Source organism: Pseudoflavonifractor sp. HNCC25GI2, from assembly GCF_058136395.1.
This window is the reverse complement of sequence record NZ_JBYUOW010000005.1, coordinates 14995-29431: the sequence shown is the minus strand read 5'-3', so window position 1 is coordinate 29431 and position 14437 is coordinate 14995. Positions and strand designations below refer to the sequence as shown.

17 protein-coding genes are annotated in these 14437 nt (G+C 60.4%); 10 read left to right on the top strand and 7 right to left on the bottom strand.

Going from position 1 to position 14437, the window contains the following annotated elements:
- Window positions 1-77 precede the first annotated feature (77 nt).
- Window positions 78-773, bottom strand: coding sequence for an RNA polymerase sporulation sigma factor SigK (gene sigK, locus AC3YUO_RS08320; protein WP_489962569.1), 696 nt, complete (start codon window positions 771-773; stop codon window positions 78-80).
- Window positions 774-953: 180 nt separating this feature from the next.
- Between sigK and trpS the strand changes: the two genes are divergently transcribed.
- Genes trpS through AC3YUO_RS08300 form a run of 4 tightly spaced genes read left to right on the top strand, consistent with a single transcriptional unit; the run spans window position 954 to window position 5071 of the window.
- Window positions 954-1952 carry a tryptophan--tRNA ligase gene (gene trpS / locus AC3YUO_RS08315; protein ID WP_489962568.1) on the top strand — a complete coding sequence of 333 codons (999 nt, stop codon included), beginning with the start codon at window positions 954-956 and terminating at the stop codon, window positions 1950-1952.
- A gap of 34 nt (window positions 1953-1986) precedes the next feature.
- A complete protein-coding gene (locus AC3YUO_RS08310) occupies window positions 1987-3138 on the top strand; it encodes an MraY family glycosyltransferase (RefSeq protein ID WP_489962567.1) in 1152 nt (383 codons plus the stop codon).
- Entirely contained in the window at window positions 3135-4286 is a 1152-nt protein-coding gene (wecB, locus tag AC3YUO_RS08305) for a non-hydrolyzing UDP-N-acetylglucosamine 2-epimerase (protein WP_489962566.1), read from the top strand. The genes AC3YUO_RS08310 and wecB overlap by 4 nt, the downstream gene beginning before the upstream one ends.
- A gap of 32 nt (window positions 4287-4318) precedes the next feature.
- On the top strand, window positions 4319-5071 hold the full coding sequence (locus tag AC3YUO_RS08300) for a hypothetical protein (protein WP_489962565.1): 753 nt from the start codon (window positions 4319-4321) through the stop codon (window positions 5069-5071).
- Between the two features lie 48 nt (window positions 5072-5119).
- On the opposite strand, the gene AC3YUO_RS08295 is transcribed toward AC3YUO_RS08300, so the two are convergent.
- The 3 genes from AC3YUO_RS08295 to AC3YUO_RS08285 all read right to left on the bottom strand — a co-directional run bounded on the left by AC3YUO_RS08295 (window position 5120) and on the right by AC3YUO_RS08285 (window position 6311).
- Entirely contained in the window at window positions 5120-5353 is a 234-nt protein-coding gene (locus AC3YUO_RS08295; protein ID WP_489962564.1) for a hypothetical protein, read from the bottom strand.
- A 184-nt stretch (window positions 5354-5537) separates the two neighbouring features.
- On the bottom strand, window positions 5538-5981 hold the full coding sequence (locus AC3YUO_RS08290; protein ID WP_489962563.1) for a hypothetical protein: 444 nt from the start codon (window positions 5979-5981) through the stop codon (window positions 5538-5540).
- Window positions 5982-6014: 33 nt separating this feature from the next.
- On the bottom strand, window positions 6015-6311 hold the full coding sequence (locus tag AC3YUO_RS08285) for a hypothetical protein (protein WP_489962562.1): 297 nt from the start codon (window positions 6309-6311) through the stop codon (window positions 6015-6017).
- A gap of 44 nt (window positions 6312-6355) precedes the next feature.
- Here AC3YUO_RS08285 and AC3YUO_RS08280 point away from each other — a divergent pair, with 44 nt between their 5' ends.
- The 3 genes from AC3YUO_RS08280 (at window position 6356) to AC3YUO_RS08270 (ending at window position 8779) form a co-directional block, all read left to right on the top strand.
- Complete coding sequence (locus tag AC3YUO_RS08280) at window positions 6356-6814, top strand: metallophosphoesterase family protein (protein WP_489962561.1); 459 nt, start codon at window positions 6356-6358, stop codon at window positions 6812-6814.
- A 28-nt stretch (window positions 6815-6842) separates the two neighbouring features.
- Window positions 6843-8369 carry a cardiolipin synthase gene (gene cls, locus AC3YUO_RS08275; RefSeq protein WP_489962560.1) on the top strand — a complete coding sequence of 509 codons (1527 nt, stop codon included), beginning with the start codon at window positions 6843-6845 and terminating at the stop codon, window positions 8367-8369.
- A 182-nt stretch (window positions 8370-8551) separates the two neighbouring features.
- Window positions 8552-8779: a hypothetical protein gene (locus AC3YUO_RS08270; protein WP_489962559.1), complete on the top strand. Its 228-nt coding sequence runs from the start codon at window positions 8552-8554 to the stop codon at window positions 8777-8779.
- 239 nt (window positions 8780-9018) lie between these two features.
- On the opposite strand, the gene AC3YUO_RS08265 is transcribed toward AC3YUO_RS08270, so the two are convergent.
- Window positions 9019-9861, bottom strand: a complete 843-nt coding sequence (locus tag AC3YUO_RS08265; RefSeq protein ID WP_489962558.1) for a hypothetical protein — start codon at window positions 9859-9861, stop codon at window positions 9019-9021.
- Between the two features lie 222 nt (window positions 9862-10083).
- Here AC3YUO_RS08265 and AC3YUO_RS08260 point away from each other — a divergent pair, with 222 nt between their 5' ends.
- Together AC3YUO_RS08260 and AC3YUO_RS08255 are read left to right on the top strand one after the other, a co-directional pair.
- The gene (locus AC3YUO_RS08260; protein ID WP_489962557.1) at window positions 10084-10632 is read left to right on the top strand and encodes a DUF4364 family protein; all 549 of its coding nucleotides are present in this window, start codon (window positions 10084-10086) and stop codon (window positions 10630-10632) included.
- Window positions 10629-11108: a pyridoxamine 5'-phosphate oxidase family protein gene (locus AC3YUO_RS08255; RefSeq protein WP_489962556.1), complete on the top strand. Its 480-nt coding sequence runs from the start codon at window positions 10629-10631 to the stop codon at window positions 11106-11108. The genes AC3YUO_RS08260 and AC3YUO_RS08255 overlap by 4 nt, the downstream gene beginning before the upstream one ends.
- Window positions 11109-11164: 56 nt before the next feature.
- On the opposite strand, the gene pdxR is transcribed toward AC3YUO_RS08255, so the two are convergent.
- The gene (gene pdxR / locus AC3YUO_RS08250) at window positions 11165-12553 is read right to left on the bottom strand and encodes a MocR-like pyridoxine biosynthesis transcription factor PdxR (protein ID WP_489962555.1); all 1389 of its coding nucleotides are present in this window, start codon (window positions 12551-12553) and stop codon (window positions 11165-11167) included.
- Between the two features lie 138 nt (window positions 12554-12691).
- Here pdxR and AC3YUO_RS08245 point away from each other — a divergent pair, with 138 nt between their 5' ends.
- A complete protein-coding gene (locus AC3YUO_RS08245; RefSeq protein ID WP_489962554.1) occupies window positions 12692-13207 on the top strand; it encodes an ECF transporter S component in 516 nt (171 codons plus the stop codon).
- Between the two features lie 48 nt (window positions 13208-13255).
- Here the strand turns inward: AC3YUO_RS08245 and mgtE are convergent, their stop codons facing one another.
- Entirely contained in the window at window positions 13256-14263 is a 1008-nt protein-coding gene (mgtE, locus tag AC3YUO_RS08240) for a magnesium transporter (RefSeq protein ID WP_489962553.1), read from the bottom strand.
- Window positions 14264-14437 lie beyond the last annotated feature (174 nt).

Genomic DNA, 14437 nt, shown 5'->3' with positions numbered 1-14437 from the left:
CCCGGACTTTCTCCCTCCGTCCCCCCTCGATAAAAAGCGGGCGGTCACGCCTTCCGCGTGCCGCCCGCCGTCCGGATTCAGGGACGCCAGTCCCCCATGGCTTCTTCCAGCTTCTCCAGCGCCCGTTTTTCAATGCGGGATACATAGGAGCGGCTGATGCCGCACTGGGCTGCAATCTCCCGCTGCGTCAGTGGCGGGTGATCGCCCAGACCGTAGCGCAGTATGATGATCTTTTTCTCCCGCGGGGTCAGGCACTGCGCCACACATTGCCGCACCTTCTTGCAGGCATCCCGGGTATCCAGCTCCTCCAGCATATTGTCATCCACCGCGATCACGTCCATCAGCGACAGGGACCCGCTCTCCCCTGCCGCCTCCAGCGTATCCGCCAGGGACACTTCTCCCTGCAGCTTCCGCTGGGACCGGAAATACATGAGAACCTCGTTTTCAATGCACCGGCTTGCATAAGTGGCAAGGCGCACATTTTTGTCCGCCTTGAAGGTCGAGATTCCCTTGATTAAGCCAATGGTCCCAATGGAAATCAGATCGTCCTGCTCCCCATATTGGGCATAATACTTCTTCACAATGTGCGCCACCAGGCGCAGGTTGTGCTCCACCAGAATGTTGCGCGCCTCCGAATCCCCCTGGGCGCACCGCTGCAGATATTCCCGCTCCTCTGCCGCCTTCAGCGGCCGGGGAAATGAACCGCCTCCCCCCGACAGGCGGAGGGTGAAGAACAGTCCGTTCATCACCAGGTAAATGACCGGGGACAACATACGCCAACACCTCCGCCTCACTCTATTCCGTCCACGCAAGTCCCTATTCCCCTTTTCCTTGCAAATCGCCTCTTTCCGAAGCTGATTGTTGATCCAAACCCCGGCTTGTGGTATAATCAAGCGATATCATGCAGGGCCGCTTTGCTGCGGCGTCTGTGCATAAAGGAGTCAGCTGTTACCATGGATGAGAAAAAAGTAATGCTCTCCGGCATCCAGCCCAGCGGTGATCTGCACCTGGGCAACTATCTGGGCGCCATCAAAAACTGGGCTGCCCGGGCCGAGGAGTTTGACTGTTACTATTTTATGGCCGATATGCACACCATTACGGTGCGCCAAAACCCCGCCGACCTGCGCCGCCGCACGCTGGAGCAGTTGGCCCAGTATGTCGCCTGCGGTCTGGACCCGGAGAAGAACACCCTCTTCATTCAGTCCCACGTCCCCGCCCACGCGGAGCTGGGCTGGGTGCTCAACTGCTACACCATGTTCGGTGAGCTCAGCCGCATGACCCAATTCAAGGACAAGTCCGCCAAGCACAAGGACAACATCAACGGCGGTCTCTTCACTTACCCTGCCCTAATGGCGGCGGACATTCTGCTCTATCAGCCTGACTTTGTCCCCGTGGGTGAGGACCAGAAGCAGCACGTGGAGCTGACCCGCAACATCGTCCAGCGCTTCAACGGAATTTACGGCGAGGTCTTCAAAATGCCCGAGCCTTACATTCCCAAGACCGGCGCCCGGGTGATGGGGCTCACCACTCCCGACTCCAAGATGTCCAAGTCTATCCCTGAGGGCTGTGTCTTCCTCATGGAAAAGCCGGAGGACATCCAGCGCAAGTTTAAGCGGGCCATCACCGACAGCGACACGGAAAACTGTGTGCGCTACGACCCGGAGCACAAGCCCGGCGTGGCCAACCTGATGAACATCTACGCCGCGGTAACCGGCAAGACCTTTGAGGAAATTGAGGCCGAATTTGCCGGCCAGGGCTATGGAAAATTCAAGCCCGCCGTTGGCGAGGCGGTCATCGAAACCCTCCGTCCCATCCGTGAGGAGGCCACCCGCATTCTCAGCGACAAGGCCTATCTGGAGTCCGTATACAAGGCGGGCGCCGAGAAGGCCTCCTATGTAGCCAACAAGACCCTTCGTAAGGTTTACAAAAAGGTGGGCTTTGTGGCGCGCTGACGCCCCAGCCCCCGGACAGTAAAGAGGATTGGATATGCCGATACAATTATCTGTGGTAGGCACGGCGGCGGCGGCTCTGTTCGTCGCCGCTGTCGTCGCCTTGATTTCCACCCCTGTGGTACGCTCCCTGGCCTTCCGCATCGGCGCAGTGGACGTGCCCAAGGACGGCCGTAGAATGCACGACCATCCCATTCCCCGTATGGGAGGTCTGGCAATTTTCTTTGGCTTCCTGCTCAGTGTGCTCGTGTTTCTTCCCCTGTCCCTTCAGCTTCGCTCCATGCTGCTGGGCGCTGTGGTCATTGTGATTCTGGGCATCTTTGATGACATCTATGCCCTGTCCGCCAAGCTGAAATTTGTCGTGCAGATCATTGCGGCGCTGATGGCCGTTCTGGGCGGCAACCAGATCACAGTGCTGTCCAACATCAACGTATTCAGCAGTGAGCCCTACTGGGAGCTGGGCTGGCTGTCCTACCCAATCTCCGTACTGTGGATTGTGGCCATCACCAATGCGGTCAACCTCATTGACGGACTGGACGGACTGGCCTGCGGCGTGTCCACCATCAGCTCCATGACCCTGCTGGTCATCGCCCTCAACGTCTCCGAGCCCGACGTGGCCGTGCTCACCGCTGCCCTGGCCGGCGCCTGCATCGGCTTTCTCCCCTACAACCTGAACCCCGCCAAAATCTTCATGGGAGACACCGGCTCCACCTTCCTGGGCTTCGTGCTGGCCACGGTGTCCATCCAGGGACTGTTCAAGTTCTACACCATCTTCTCCTTCGCGGTTCCCTTCCTGATGCTGGCTCTGCCCATCTTTGACACCTGCTTCGCCATCCTGCGCCGGGTGTCCAAGGGGCAGTCGCCCATGGCCCCCGACCGGGGCCACATCCACCATCGGCTTATCGACATGGGCTTCTCCCAGAAGCAGGCGGTGGCTGTACTGTACGTCATCAGCGCCATTCTGGGCCTGTCCGCTGTGGTGCTGACCACCAACGGAACCGTCCGTGCCATGCTCTTCCTGGTGGCCCTGTGCGTGGCCGGTGGTATGGCGGGTATGATTTTCCTCAACCACAATAATAATAACAACAATAACGAGAAAACGCCTGAGGAGCCCAAACTGGACCATACAAAGACCCAGATCGCGGGCAACGACAACTTTTTCGGTGAGGAGGACCGGTCAGAAAAATGAGCAGAATCAAGGTTATGACCATTTTCGGCACCCGGCCCGAGGCCATTAAGATGGCCCCCCTGGCCCTGGAGCTGGCCCGGCGTCCGGAGATCGACGCTCTGTGCTGCGTCACCGCCCAGCACCGCGAAATGCTGGACTCTGTCCTGAATATTTTTCAGCTGCATCCCGACTACGACCTGAACATCATGCAGCCCCGCCAGACCCTGTCCACCATCACCTCCAAATGCCTCCTTGGCATGGACGATGTGCTGGAGGAGGCCAAGCCCGATCTGGTTCTGGTCCACGGGGACACCTCCACCACCTTCGCCGGGGCCCTGGCCGCGTTCTACCACCAGGTCCCCGTGGGCCATGTGGAGGCCGGCCTGCGCACCTACGACAAGTACTCCCCCTTCCCGGAGGAGATGAACCGGAAGATGGTGGGGGCCATTGCCGACCTCCACTTCTGCCCCACCACGGCCAACCGGGATAACCTGGCCCGTGAAAACATCACAAAGGGTGTCTTCCTCACGGGCAACACGGTGATTGATGCGCTCCAGACAACTGTTGTAAAGGAATTCACCTTCGCAGAAGATGTGCTCAATCAACTGGATTATGAGAAGCAAAAGGTGATCCTGGTCACCTGCCACCGCCGGGAAAACTACGGCCAGCCCATGGAGGACATCATGTCCGCCCTGGCCCATATCGCCCGCACGCACCCGGAGGCAGCGCTGGTCTATCCCGTCCACCTGTCCCCCGTGGTACAGGAGTGCGCCCACCGGCATTTGGACGGCATTGAAAACGTGCACCTCATCCCGCCCCTGAACGTGGAAGAGATGCACAACCTGATGGCCCGGTGCTACATGGTGATGACCGACTCCGGCGGCCTGCAGGAGGAGGCTCCCGCTTTGGGCAAGCCGGTGCTTGTCCTGCGGAAGGAGACCGAACGCCCCGAGGCTGTGGCAGCGGGCACTGTCAAACTGGCCGGCGTCGCCTACGATGACATCGTGGCGCTGGCGGAGGAGCTGCTCTGCGACCCCGCCGCCTATGAGAAGATGGCCCACGCCGTCAACCCCTACGGAGACGGCCAGGCCTGCCGCCGCATTGCCGACGCCATTGAGTGGCACTTCGGCCTGCGGTCCCAGCCTCCGGAGCCCTTCTCCGGTACATAAGTTCGTTCCGGGTTTGACTGTGAGGTGTGTGCATGGACCCGAAAAACCGGCTTTTTATCGCCATCGCGGTGACGGTGCTGATTGTGGGCGCCATGTTCACCAGCTTCGGCCGGAGCCTGTTTGTGCTCAACACGCCCTCCGTGGAGCTGCCCAGCGGGGCCGGCTCCAGCGGGGGAAGCGACGTGTCCTCGGGCTCCCAGTCGGCCTCAGATCCCTATCAGACCGTCTCCATTACGCCGGAGACCGTACAGAACGTCATTGAAAAGACCTTGGTCCGCTCGGACAGCTATTACCGGGAACTGACCATTGAAACCTTCTGGACTGAGGGCAGCTCCTCCATCCCCGTGCAGGTTTGGGTGGACGGCGGCTGGACCCATACCCGGCTAGTTCTCAACTCGGGCGTGATCCGCCACAATCTGGTGGGGGATGGCACCCTCTACTACTGGTACGAGGGCTCCTCCCAATGGCTCTCTGTTCCGGCGGATGACTACGCCTCCGACCTCTCTCAGCACATCCCCACGTATGAGACGGTCCTGGAGCTGGACCAGGAGGACATTACCTCCGCAGGCTATGACCTGCGTGGAGACACCCCCTGCATTTATGTAGAAGTCACCTACGCGGAGGGACATCTGGCCCGTTACTGGGTGGGTGTGGACAGCGGCCTGCTGGTCTGCGCCGAGGAGGAGCAGGACGGGCAGCTCACCTACCGGATGACCGCCTCCAACCCCAGTCCCTGTCCCTCTGACGCCTCCTTCGTTCTGCCGGACGGAACCGACCCGAAGTAAATCCATCTGCCTTTCAGGGAGCGGCCGTCTGCCGCTCCCTGCCCTTATTTATGGACCGGAGGACGAAGGTTCCTTCTCCTCCCCCAGCCCCATCATCAGGGCAAGTCCCAGGGCAATGACCAATTCCAGGTCATCCCCTTCGGTGAGCAGCAGCAGGACAATCAGCAAAAGAAGCAGGTCGCCGCTGTCCCAGTCGCCAAGCTTCAGGGTCTTGAGGGCGGAGGTCAGGCTCTTGCCCCCGCTCTGCCGGGTGAGCAGGGACAGCACTCCCTCCTTCCCCAAAAGCAGCGAGGCCAGCCCAGCTGTTCCTCCTGCTCCGCTTTTTGGGGGAGTGTGTTGGGTCTGGGATGGCCCACGTCCCCCTGTGGGTTTGGATGGTGCGTGCTCCCGGTTCTCTTTCCCCAGGTGCCCGCCTTCTTCCGGGCCGTCTGTGGGAAGAAAGGCCGTATCTTTGGGAATATAGCGGTTATACACCCTCCTCGTCCTCCTCGTCCTCCTCGTCCTCCTTCTCCCCCATGCTCCCCAGAGCCACCCGAATGAGCCGGGTCATGCGGGCGATCCGCACCGCTTTGTCCAGCTTGGCCCGGCGCTCCTCCCGGAGGAAGGGCCGGAGGGCCTGGAGCAGGGCCGCGTTTCGGTCATCGGTGCCCTGATACTCCTGGAACAGGCGCGTTCCCATCTGGAGCATGCCCGGGTCCACGCCGCTCAGCAGCTGGGAGAGGTCAGGGCTGTCCCCGCCCTCGCCATGTCTGGAGGCGGCTTCCCGTTCCGCAGGTTCCCGTTCCTCCCGGGGTGCATCCTCCCCTTCCCCTTCCTTTTCCCCGGACAGAGAGCGCGCCAGCGCCATAATCTGGTCCATGGCCTGCTGGTTGCCCAGAATCGACGTTAATTTTTCCTCAAATTCCGCCATGCGCGCCCCCTGTCTCCCTGGGCCGGGGCCTGCCTACTGCAGCCCCGCCTTCTTTGCCTGGTTCTCGATTCGTTCCACCAGCTCTGCCCCCTCCTGGGTGCGCATCAGCTGGTTCATCATGGACATCAGCTGACTGGGGTCTCCCGCGGCGGCCGCCTGGGCGGCCTGCTGCACGCCACCCTCCTGCCCCAGCAGTTCCATCAGCCGCCGGGCATCCCCGGACTGAGCAACCCTGGTGACGGCCTCCCGATTCTGGCTGATCGCCTGGGCCGCCCGCTTCAAGGGGTTCTCCGGTTCCCGCTTATTCTGCACAGCACTCACTCCCAACATGATTTCACTCCAGTATATGCAGACAGATTGGTTAGGTGACACCTTTGAAAATCCTTGTTTTTTCCGACTCCCACCGCTCCCTTTCGGGGATGTACCACGCCATTGAGCGCCACCAGCCCCAGCAAATCATCCATCTGGGCGACTTGATGGAGGACGCCCAGGAGGTGGCTTACGCTTATCCCCAGCTCCCCTTCTGCATGGTGCCCGGCAACTGTGACGGCTGGACCATGGAGCCAGCAAAAAAGCAGATCACCCTGGCCGGCGTGCCCATTCTCCTCTCCCACGGGCACCTGTGGGGGGTCAAGCAGAGCTACCACGCCGCTTACGCCGACGCCCGGGCCTGCGGAGCCAAAATTCTCCTCTTCGGCCACACCCACAAGGCCCTGTGCCAGCAGCTGGAGGATGGGCTGTGGGTGATGAATCCGGGGATGAGCCGGTCCAGCTATGGCCTCATTGAGCTGGAAAACGGCCAGATCCGCTGCGCGGTCCTCCCTCAGGAATAACCTCCGGCCGGAAAGGAGCTGATGCCGGTTGAAAAAACTGATTTATATTCTGTTCCACCGCTCCGTGTTCGTAGGCTTGTCCCTACTGGCTCAGATTGGCACGCTGCTCTTTATGGTGGCCACCTTCTCCGAGCACATGGACACCTTCTACTGGTGCTGCATCCTGCTCAGCGTGGCCGCAGCTCTGGCCATTGTGGGCAGCCGGATGGAGCCGGGGTATAAAATCGCCTGGCTGCTGGTGATCCTCCCCTTCCCCGTCTTCGGAGGCATCTTCTACCTGCTTATCGGCGGCGGGCATATCCCCAGACGTCTGCGCAAGCGGATGCAGGGTATTCTGGATAAGTCCGCCCTCACTCTGCGGGAAGACTTCAAGGCCGATGACCTGTTCCCCCTGGGGGGGGATGCCGCCGGCCAGGCCCACTATCTGGAACAGTATGCTGCCTGCCCCGCCTACACCAACACCGAGACCGAGTACTTCCCCCTGGGCGACGCCGCCTTCCCCCGGATGCTGGAGGAGCTGAAAAAGGCGGAGCACTATATCTTTCTGGAGTACTTTATCATCCAGCCCGGGGTCTTCTGGGACAGCATTCTGGCCATTCTGGAGGAAAAGGCCGCCCAGGGCGTGGAGGTCCGGGTGATCTACGACGACATGGGCTGCATGTTCACCCTGCCCCGGGACTATGACGAGCAGCTCACCGCCAAGGGCATCCAGTGCCGTGTCTTCAACCGCTTCGTCCCCGTGATGACCCTCCGTCTCAACAACCGGGACCACCGTAAGCTGATGATCATCGACGGCAAGGTGGGCTTTACCGGGGGCATCAATCTGGCCGACGAGTATATCAACGTGAAAGAGCGCTTTGGCCACTGGAAGGACAGCGCCATCTTCCTAGAGGGGGACGCCGTCTGGTCCATGACGGTGATGTTCCTCACCATGTGGGACCACTGCTGCGGCTGGGATGAGGACTTTGACCGGTTCCGTCCCCCTGCCGCCCCGGTGCGCCCCTGGACCGGCTACGTCCAGCCCTACACCGACACGCCCCTGGACTACGAGACGGTGGGGCAGGCGGTCTACCTCAACATGATCGCCAAGGCCCGGAACTATATCTATATCACCACCCCCTACCTGGTCATTGACGTGGCCACCAACACTGCGCTGTGCAACGCGGCCAAAGCGGGAGTGGACGTGCGCATCATCACCCCCCACATTCCCGACAAGCGCTATGTGTTTGAGGTCACCCGCGCCCACTATCCACCGCTGTTAAGCGCCGGCGTCCAGATTTATGAGTACACCCCCGGCTTTATTCACGCCAAAAACTTTGTGGTGGATGACCGCTTTGCCACGGTGGGCACCGTCAATCTGGACTACCGCAGTCTGTTCCTCCATTTCGAAAACGGTATCTGGCTGTGTGAGGCGCCCTGCATCCAGGACATCCGCCGGGACTTTGAGGAGACCCTGCGGGTGTGTGAACCCATCACTCTGCGCCGCTTCAAGCATCTCAACATTCTCCTCCAGCTCTATCGGAGTATTCTCCGCGTCTTTGCTCCCCTGATGTAAGCATTTTCAGTGAGAAGACCGCCTGACAGGGCGGTCTTCTCTTTTTTCTCCTTCCGGCTTCTTTTAAACCCATGCCCTCATCTTCGGCAGACCATGTTTCGCCCAGGCTGAGGAGCCCCCCCGCTCTCCTGAACGCTCTTCTGCCCGGCGGCATACACTGAAGTTGGAGAGGAGGGCTTCCTTTGGAGAATACCAACATGACCACCTGCATGTGCGCCGTGGTCCTTTGCATGCAGAACTCCAGCCTGCTGGTTTGTGACTGCAGCACTCAGCAGAAGGTACTGGTCCACACCGACCAGGCCTGCTGCTTTTCCTGCGGCGACCGGGTGCGAATTGAATACAGCGGCATGATGACCATGAGCCTTCCGCCTCAGATCACTGCCCTGTGTATTTCCCGGATGTGCGGCTAAGACCGCCGGGGCCTGCCGGAAGGCCGGCCCTACTTATCCCTCTCCCGTGCGTAGGAGCCGTGGGGCTCCTCCGCACTTCTCTCCTGAAGTACGGACATGCACCAATCCGTACTTTCTGTGTCCAAATCGGACACAACAAACGCCGCCCTTTCCGGGCGGCGTTCCACATTTTATTTCCTCCAACATTTAGTTTGCCGGGAGGCTCCCAAGTTGGGAGCCTCCTTTGGCATGGGATGGCTTCAGCGGCAGCAGCCCGAGCGCACCTCCTGATAGCTCTCCTTACGGTCAATGCAGTTGGGTGGGAAGAACTCGTTGACAGGGAACTGAACCTTGCGGAACAGATCGCAGGGGTCCTCCCGGCAGTCGTCATGGCCGCAGGTGCACTCCTTCTCCGGCATGCAGTAGTCGTATACCGGCATGAGCAGCTGGGTGTCCCGCTCCAGCCGGATGATGGAGAACTGGCCCAGAGTGACGTAGAGGCGGTGCACATCGCCGCTGGTCATCAGCTCCTCCGGGAAGCAGGCAACTACGGCAGAAGGAATCTCCGAGCAGCCGCACTCACAGGGCCGGCACTGGCATACATCCACCAGCTTCAGATTGAGGATGATGGGGTCCACCGCCTCCACCACCGCGGTGGGCGCGGTGGTACCGGGCAGGCCCTGGGGATCCGGGCCGCACTTGGTCCCGGTGGACGTAAAGACCTTGGCGCTCCCCTCGCTGCCGAAGAGAACAACCCGCTTGTCAAAGACTGCCAGGCCGCAGATCTCCACCGGACGGGCGGCGCCCACAAAGGCGTCGGCGGTGATGCGGTAGAAGTACCGCACATCCACGGTGTAGCAGCCCCGGTTAAAGCTCACCGGCTCCACGTCGATGTACGCGTACAGAAGCTCCGCACAGCCCGCTTTGACGGATGTGGCCCGGTCAATGGCCTCCTGTGACCCCCGGGTGGGATAGATCCGCAGGTCCTCAATGCAGTCCTTATCTTTGCAGGAATCAAAAATTTTACTGGTGTGTATACACACGGCCTCCCGGATGCTGCGCTCCGCGTTGCTGACGGGGCCGGGCGTGACCATTTCTGGCATATGGCTCCCTCCTAATATTTGGGTGACTTGGGCGGCATGTTCCGCCCCGTTGGTTTTGCTTACACCCTATCATATGACCGGCCGTCTCTTTGGTGCATGCGCCTTTTCTCACAATCACTCTTGCTCTTTGCCTCAATTCTGGCTATAATATGGTCTGTTGAGACTGCTGTTCTGCCCTCTCAACCCACGTTATTTCTCTCCGCAATCTGAAAGGAGGCCCCTATGTCCGTTGGCTTTATTCAAAACGAGCTGGATCTGAAGCTGTTGGTGCTCTATATTATGGCCCGGGTGGCCCAACCCGTCACCTTCCCGCAGCTGCTGGAGCTGGCCCTGTGTGACGCAGGGGTGGACTACTTTTCCCTGACTCAGGCGGTAGAGCACATGGTGGCCACCGGCCAGCTGGCCCGGGACGGAGAACGCTACTCCATCACGGAAAAGGGCAAGCGCAACAGTGAGATCTGCCAGAGCAGCCTCCCCTACTCCGTGCGCATGCACTGTGACGAGAATCTGGTCAAGACCAACGACGCCCTGCGCCGGGAGGCCCAGGTCCAGTCCTTTGTTCAGGACCGTGAGGATGGCACCTGCACCCTCACCCTGCACTTCAGCGACTCCACCAGCCCTCTACTCAATCTCAGTCTGCTGGTACCGGACCGGACCATGGCCCTGTCCATGGCGGAGTCTTTCCGCAGCGACCCGGCCAGCATCTACCACGGCGTCATCTCTCTGCTCCAATCCAAACACGCTTCTCAAAGCAAGGAGGCCAATTCATGAGACGTTCCGACCGTGCTCAGAGTCTGGAATTTGCCCAGGCTCTCATTGACCGCTGTACCTACGGAGTGGTCGCAATTTCCACCGGAGAGGACACGCCCTACTGCCTGCCCCTCTCCCTGGTGCGGGTAGACAACCGCCTCTACTTCCACTGCGCCAAGCAGGGCCGCAAGCTTGATCTGCTGCGCCGCAACCCCAAGGTGTGCGTTACCTTTGTAGGGACCAGCGAACCGGCCTATGTGGAGTCCAACAACACCTTCACCGACTATTTTCAGTCCGCTATGGTCACCGGGACTGCGTCCGAGGTTCTGGATGACGATGAAAAAATTGAGGCTCTGCGGGCCCTGTGTACCAAAGTGACCCCCGAAGGCATGTCCGGCGACAATTTTGAACGCGCGGTATCCGGTAGTCTGGCCGTCACGGGCGTGTGGCGCATTGAGATGGAGGAAATTACCGCCAAGGCCAAGCTCCACAAATAAGCTCCAAAACACAGAAGGAGGAGAAACCCAAATGGGTTTCTCCTCCTTTTTCATCCCTACAAGCAGCCCGCCAGCAACTCCAGGGCCCGGGGTAAATGCTCCAGGGGAACCCCAGGGTAGTTGACCACCAGGACATGCTGCGGGGCGGAACCAGGCTGCAGCTGGTAGTCACTGAGGAAGGACAGGCGGATGCCCAGGGCCTCACACCGCTCGGCCAGTTCTTTGTCCGGTTGGTGGGTATCCAGCCGAAGCAGGAAATGGAGCCCAGCATTCTCCCCCATCACCTGGCAGCGTTTTCCCAACGGGCTGTCCGCCACCGCTGCAAGCACCGCGTCCCGCTGTCCCCGGTAAAAGACCCGCATCCGGTTCACGTGAGACTCAAAGTGGCCCTCCTCCAGGAATCTGGCCAGGGTATACTGCTCCATGGCCGGCACCGTGCAGGAGTAAAAGCCCAGCTTCCGGCGATACTCCTCCAGAAGGGTGGGTGGAAGCACCATATAGCTGATGCGCAGCGACGGGGCCAGCGAGCGGGAAAAGGTATTCATATAGAGCACCCGGTCCGCCCGGTCAATGCTCTTCAGCGCCGGTATGGGGAGGCCTGTAAAGCGAAATTCACTGTCATAGTCATCCTCAATGATATACCGTCCCTCCTTCTCCTCCGCCCAGCGCAGCAGGCTCTGCCGCCGGGCAATGGGCATAACGGTTCCGGTTGGAAACTGATGGTTGGGGGAGCTGTAGAGCACCTGCACCGCCGACTGCTCCACCAGCGCGGGCGGGATCCCCTGGTCATCCACCGGGATGGGTACTACCTCCGCCCCGTTGAGGCGGTAAATCCGGGCAGCCTTGGAATAGCCCGGGTCCTCCACCCCGTACACCCGCTCCCGGCCCAGCAGCTGCACCAGCAGATTGTAGAGGTACTCCGTCCCGGCCCCCACCACAATCTGCTCTGGAGAGACGGAAATTCCCCGGAATTGATACAGATGGTGCTGTATGGCCTGGCGCAGCCGGAGGGCACCGCTGTGAGGTGTGGCCTGCAGCAGCTGCTTGCCCTCCGCCGTCAGCACCTGCCGCATCAGCCGGGCCCAGACGGAGAAAGGAAAGCCCTCCGTGCCGCTGCCCCCCCGCTTTAGGTCCAGCAGCCACTGCTGTTCCGGCACCGGTTTCTCCTGCTGCAGTTGCTCCGGCCGCTCCGGCCGGCGCACCTCCACCGGTCGGACAAAGTACCCCCGCTTCTCCCGGGCATCCAGATAGCCCTCCGCCGTAAGCTGGGCGTAGGCGTTCTCCACCGTCACCACCGCCACCTGGAGGTGCTCCGCCAGCGCCCGCTTGGAGGGAAGCCGCTCCCCCGCCTGGATCCGCCCCTCCAGAATATCGCTCTTGATACACCGGTACAGGTATTCGTACCGGGCCAGGCTCCCTCGCCCCTCCATATCATAGGTTAACATGTGCCCCTCCATCTGGTCTTATAAAAAAGTTTTAAATTGGTTCTTTCTTTCATACCAGATATGATTAAAATACAACACAGACCAAAAAGCAAGAAAAACTTTGGGCTGATTCCGGTCCGTGTAAAGGAGCAACCTGCTATGTCCGATCGAAAATTGCACAAGCTGGTGTTGGGCGCGTTGTTTGCCGCACTGTGTACCATTATGACACTGGTGATTCAAGTCCCCTCCCCCATGCAGGGATACGTCAATCTGGGGGACTGCGGCGTCCTGCTCTCTGCCTGGATTCTGGGGCCGCTTTATGGAGCGGGTGCCGCGGGAATTGGCTCCATGCTGGCCGACCTCCTGTCCGGCTACGCCCATTATGCCCCCGGGACTCTTCTCATTAAGCTGGTCATGGCCGCGGTGGCCGGACTGCTGTTTGAAGGAATCAAGGGGCACACCCGCTCTGCCCTGCCTGCTCAGCTCGTCAGCGCGGCTGCAGGTGAGGCCATCATGGTAGTCGGCTACTTCGGATACGCCGGATTGCTGCTGGGCAACGGGCTGGCCGCAGCAGCTTCCATTCCGGGCAATGTGGTACAGGGCGTCTTTGGTCTGGCAGCCGCTGTCACCGTCTACGCCCTGCTAAGCCGCAGCCGCGCTTTGGCCCATCTGTAACATAGAAAAAGCGTGCGTTTCTTTGAAAACGCACGCTTTTTCTCTTCTTTAAATCCCCAGCAGCAGCACCGCAATGCGGAAATAGACCACCAGGGAGATGGCATCGGCAATGGTGGTGATGAGGGGGCTGGCCATGACGGCAGGATCCAGGTGGACCCGGCTGGCCAGGATGGGCAGGAAACAGCCCAGCAGCTTGGACACAATCACAGTGACAATCAGCGTCAGACTGACCACCAGAGCCACCGAAAAGGCCAGGTGGTTGAGCAGCATCAGCTTCGCCAGGTTCACCACCGCCAGGGTGATGCCGCACAGCAGGCCCACCCGGATCTCCTTCCAGGCCACCCGCATCCAGTCGCAGTACCGGATCTCCCCCAGGGAGAGGCCTCGGATCACCGTCACAGAGGACTGGCTGCCGCAGTTTCCTCCGGTATCCATGAGCATGGGAATAAAGGCAGTCAGCACCACCTGGGCGGCCAGGGCCGACTCATAGTGGGTAATAATGGCGCCGGTAACGCTGGCGGACACCATCAGAAGCAGCAGCCACACCACTCGGTTTTTGTATACGTCCCAAATCTTGGTCTGGAAATAGGGGCGCTCAGAGGGAGCCATAGCCGCCATGCGCTCCATATCCTCGGTGGCCTCCGCCTGGAGCACGTCCATGGCGTCCTCGGCGGTGAGGGTGCCCACCAGGTGGTTGTCATCGTCCACCACCGGCAGCTCCACCAGGTCCAGCCGGTCCATCAGAGCCACCGCCTGCTCCTGGTCGTCACGGGGAGAGAGCACGCCCACAGGCTTGCTCATCGCCTGCTCCAGCCGGGTGCTCTCCTGGGTCATAATGAGGTCCCGCACCGTGATAATCCCCAGAAGGGTGTAGTCCTCATCCACCACATAGCAGTTGGTCATAAAGTCCTTGGGTACGCCCACCTGGCGCAGCCGCACCAGCGCCTCCCGGGCCCGCATCTTGGGGGCGAGCATCAGGGGCTCCTGGGACATGATGGCCCCCACGGTCTGGGGCGCGGCCATCTTCACGTTCATGCTGGTCATGTTATTCATCATTGTTGGTTCCTCCTTGTCCTCGAAGTTAATGGTTTGCCCTTCGTGACAGGAGGTCCGGCAGACCGTGCCGGAGCTCAGCGTCCATTCCCATGGACACCGATGCCTGTGACATAGTCTGATTGACCGGGACCTCGACTGCCGCTGTCCATGGAATGTTCACCTCACTTTGTTCAA

Excerpts from the sequence above, each read along its gene's own strand:
- sigK (WP_489962569.1), bottom strand. The coding sequence starts at position 773 with ATGTTGTCCCCGGTCATTTACCTGGTGATGAACGGACTGTTCTTCACC.
- trpS (WP_489962568.1), top strand. The coding sequence starts at position 954 with ATGGATGAGAAAAAAGTAATGCTCTCCGGCATCCAGCCCAGCGGTGAT.
- AC3YUO_RS08310 (WP_489962567.1), top strand. The coding sequence starts at position 1,987 with ATGCCGATACAATTATCTGTGGTAGGCACGGCGGCGGCGGCTCTGTTC.
- wecB (WP_489962566.1), top strand. The coding sequence starts at position 3,135 with ATGAGCAGAATCAAGGTTATGACCATTTTCGGCACCCGGCCCGAGGCC.
- AC3YUO_RS08300 (WP_489962565.1), top strand. The coding sequence starts at position 4,319 with ATGGACCCGAAAAACCGGCTTTTTATCGCCATCGCGGTGACGGTGCTG.
- AC3YUO_RS08290 (WP_489962563.1), bottom strand. The coding sequence starts at position 5,981 with ATGGCGGAATTTGAGGAAAAATTAACGTCGATTCTGGGCAACCAGCAG.
- AC3YUO_RS08285 (WP_489962562.1), bottom strand. The coding sequence starts at position 6,311 with ATGTTGGGAGTGAGTGCTGTGCAGAATAAGCGGGAACCGGAGAACCCC.
- AC3YUO_RS08265 (WP_489962558.1), bottom strand. The coding sequence starts at position 9,861 with ATGCCAGAAATGGTCACGCCCGGCCCCGTCAGCAACGCGGAGCGCAGC.
- AC3YUO_RS08260 (WP_489962557.1), top strand. The coding sequence starts at position 10,084 with ATGTCCGTTGGCTTTATTCAAAACGAGCTGGATCTGAAGCTGTTGGTG.
- AC3YUO_RS08255 (WP_489962556.1), top strand. The coding sequence starts at position 10,629 with ATGAGACGTTCCGACCGTGCTCAGAGTCTGGAATTTGCCCAGGCTCTC.
- pdxR (WP_489962555.1), bottom strand. The coding sequence starts at position 12,553 with ATGTTAACCTATGATATGGAGGGGCGAGGGAGCCTGGCCCGGTACGAA.
- AC3YUO_RS08245 (WP_489962554.1), top strand. The coding sequence starts at position 12,692 with ATGTCCGATCGAAAATTGCACAAGCTGGTGTTGGGCGCGTTGTTTGCC.
- mgtE (WP_489962553.1), bottom strand. The coding sequence starts at position 14,263 with ATGATGAATAACATGACCAGCATGAACGTGAAGATGGCCGCGCCCCAG.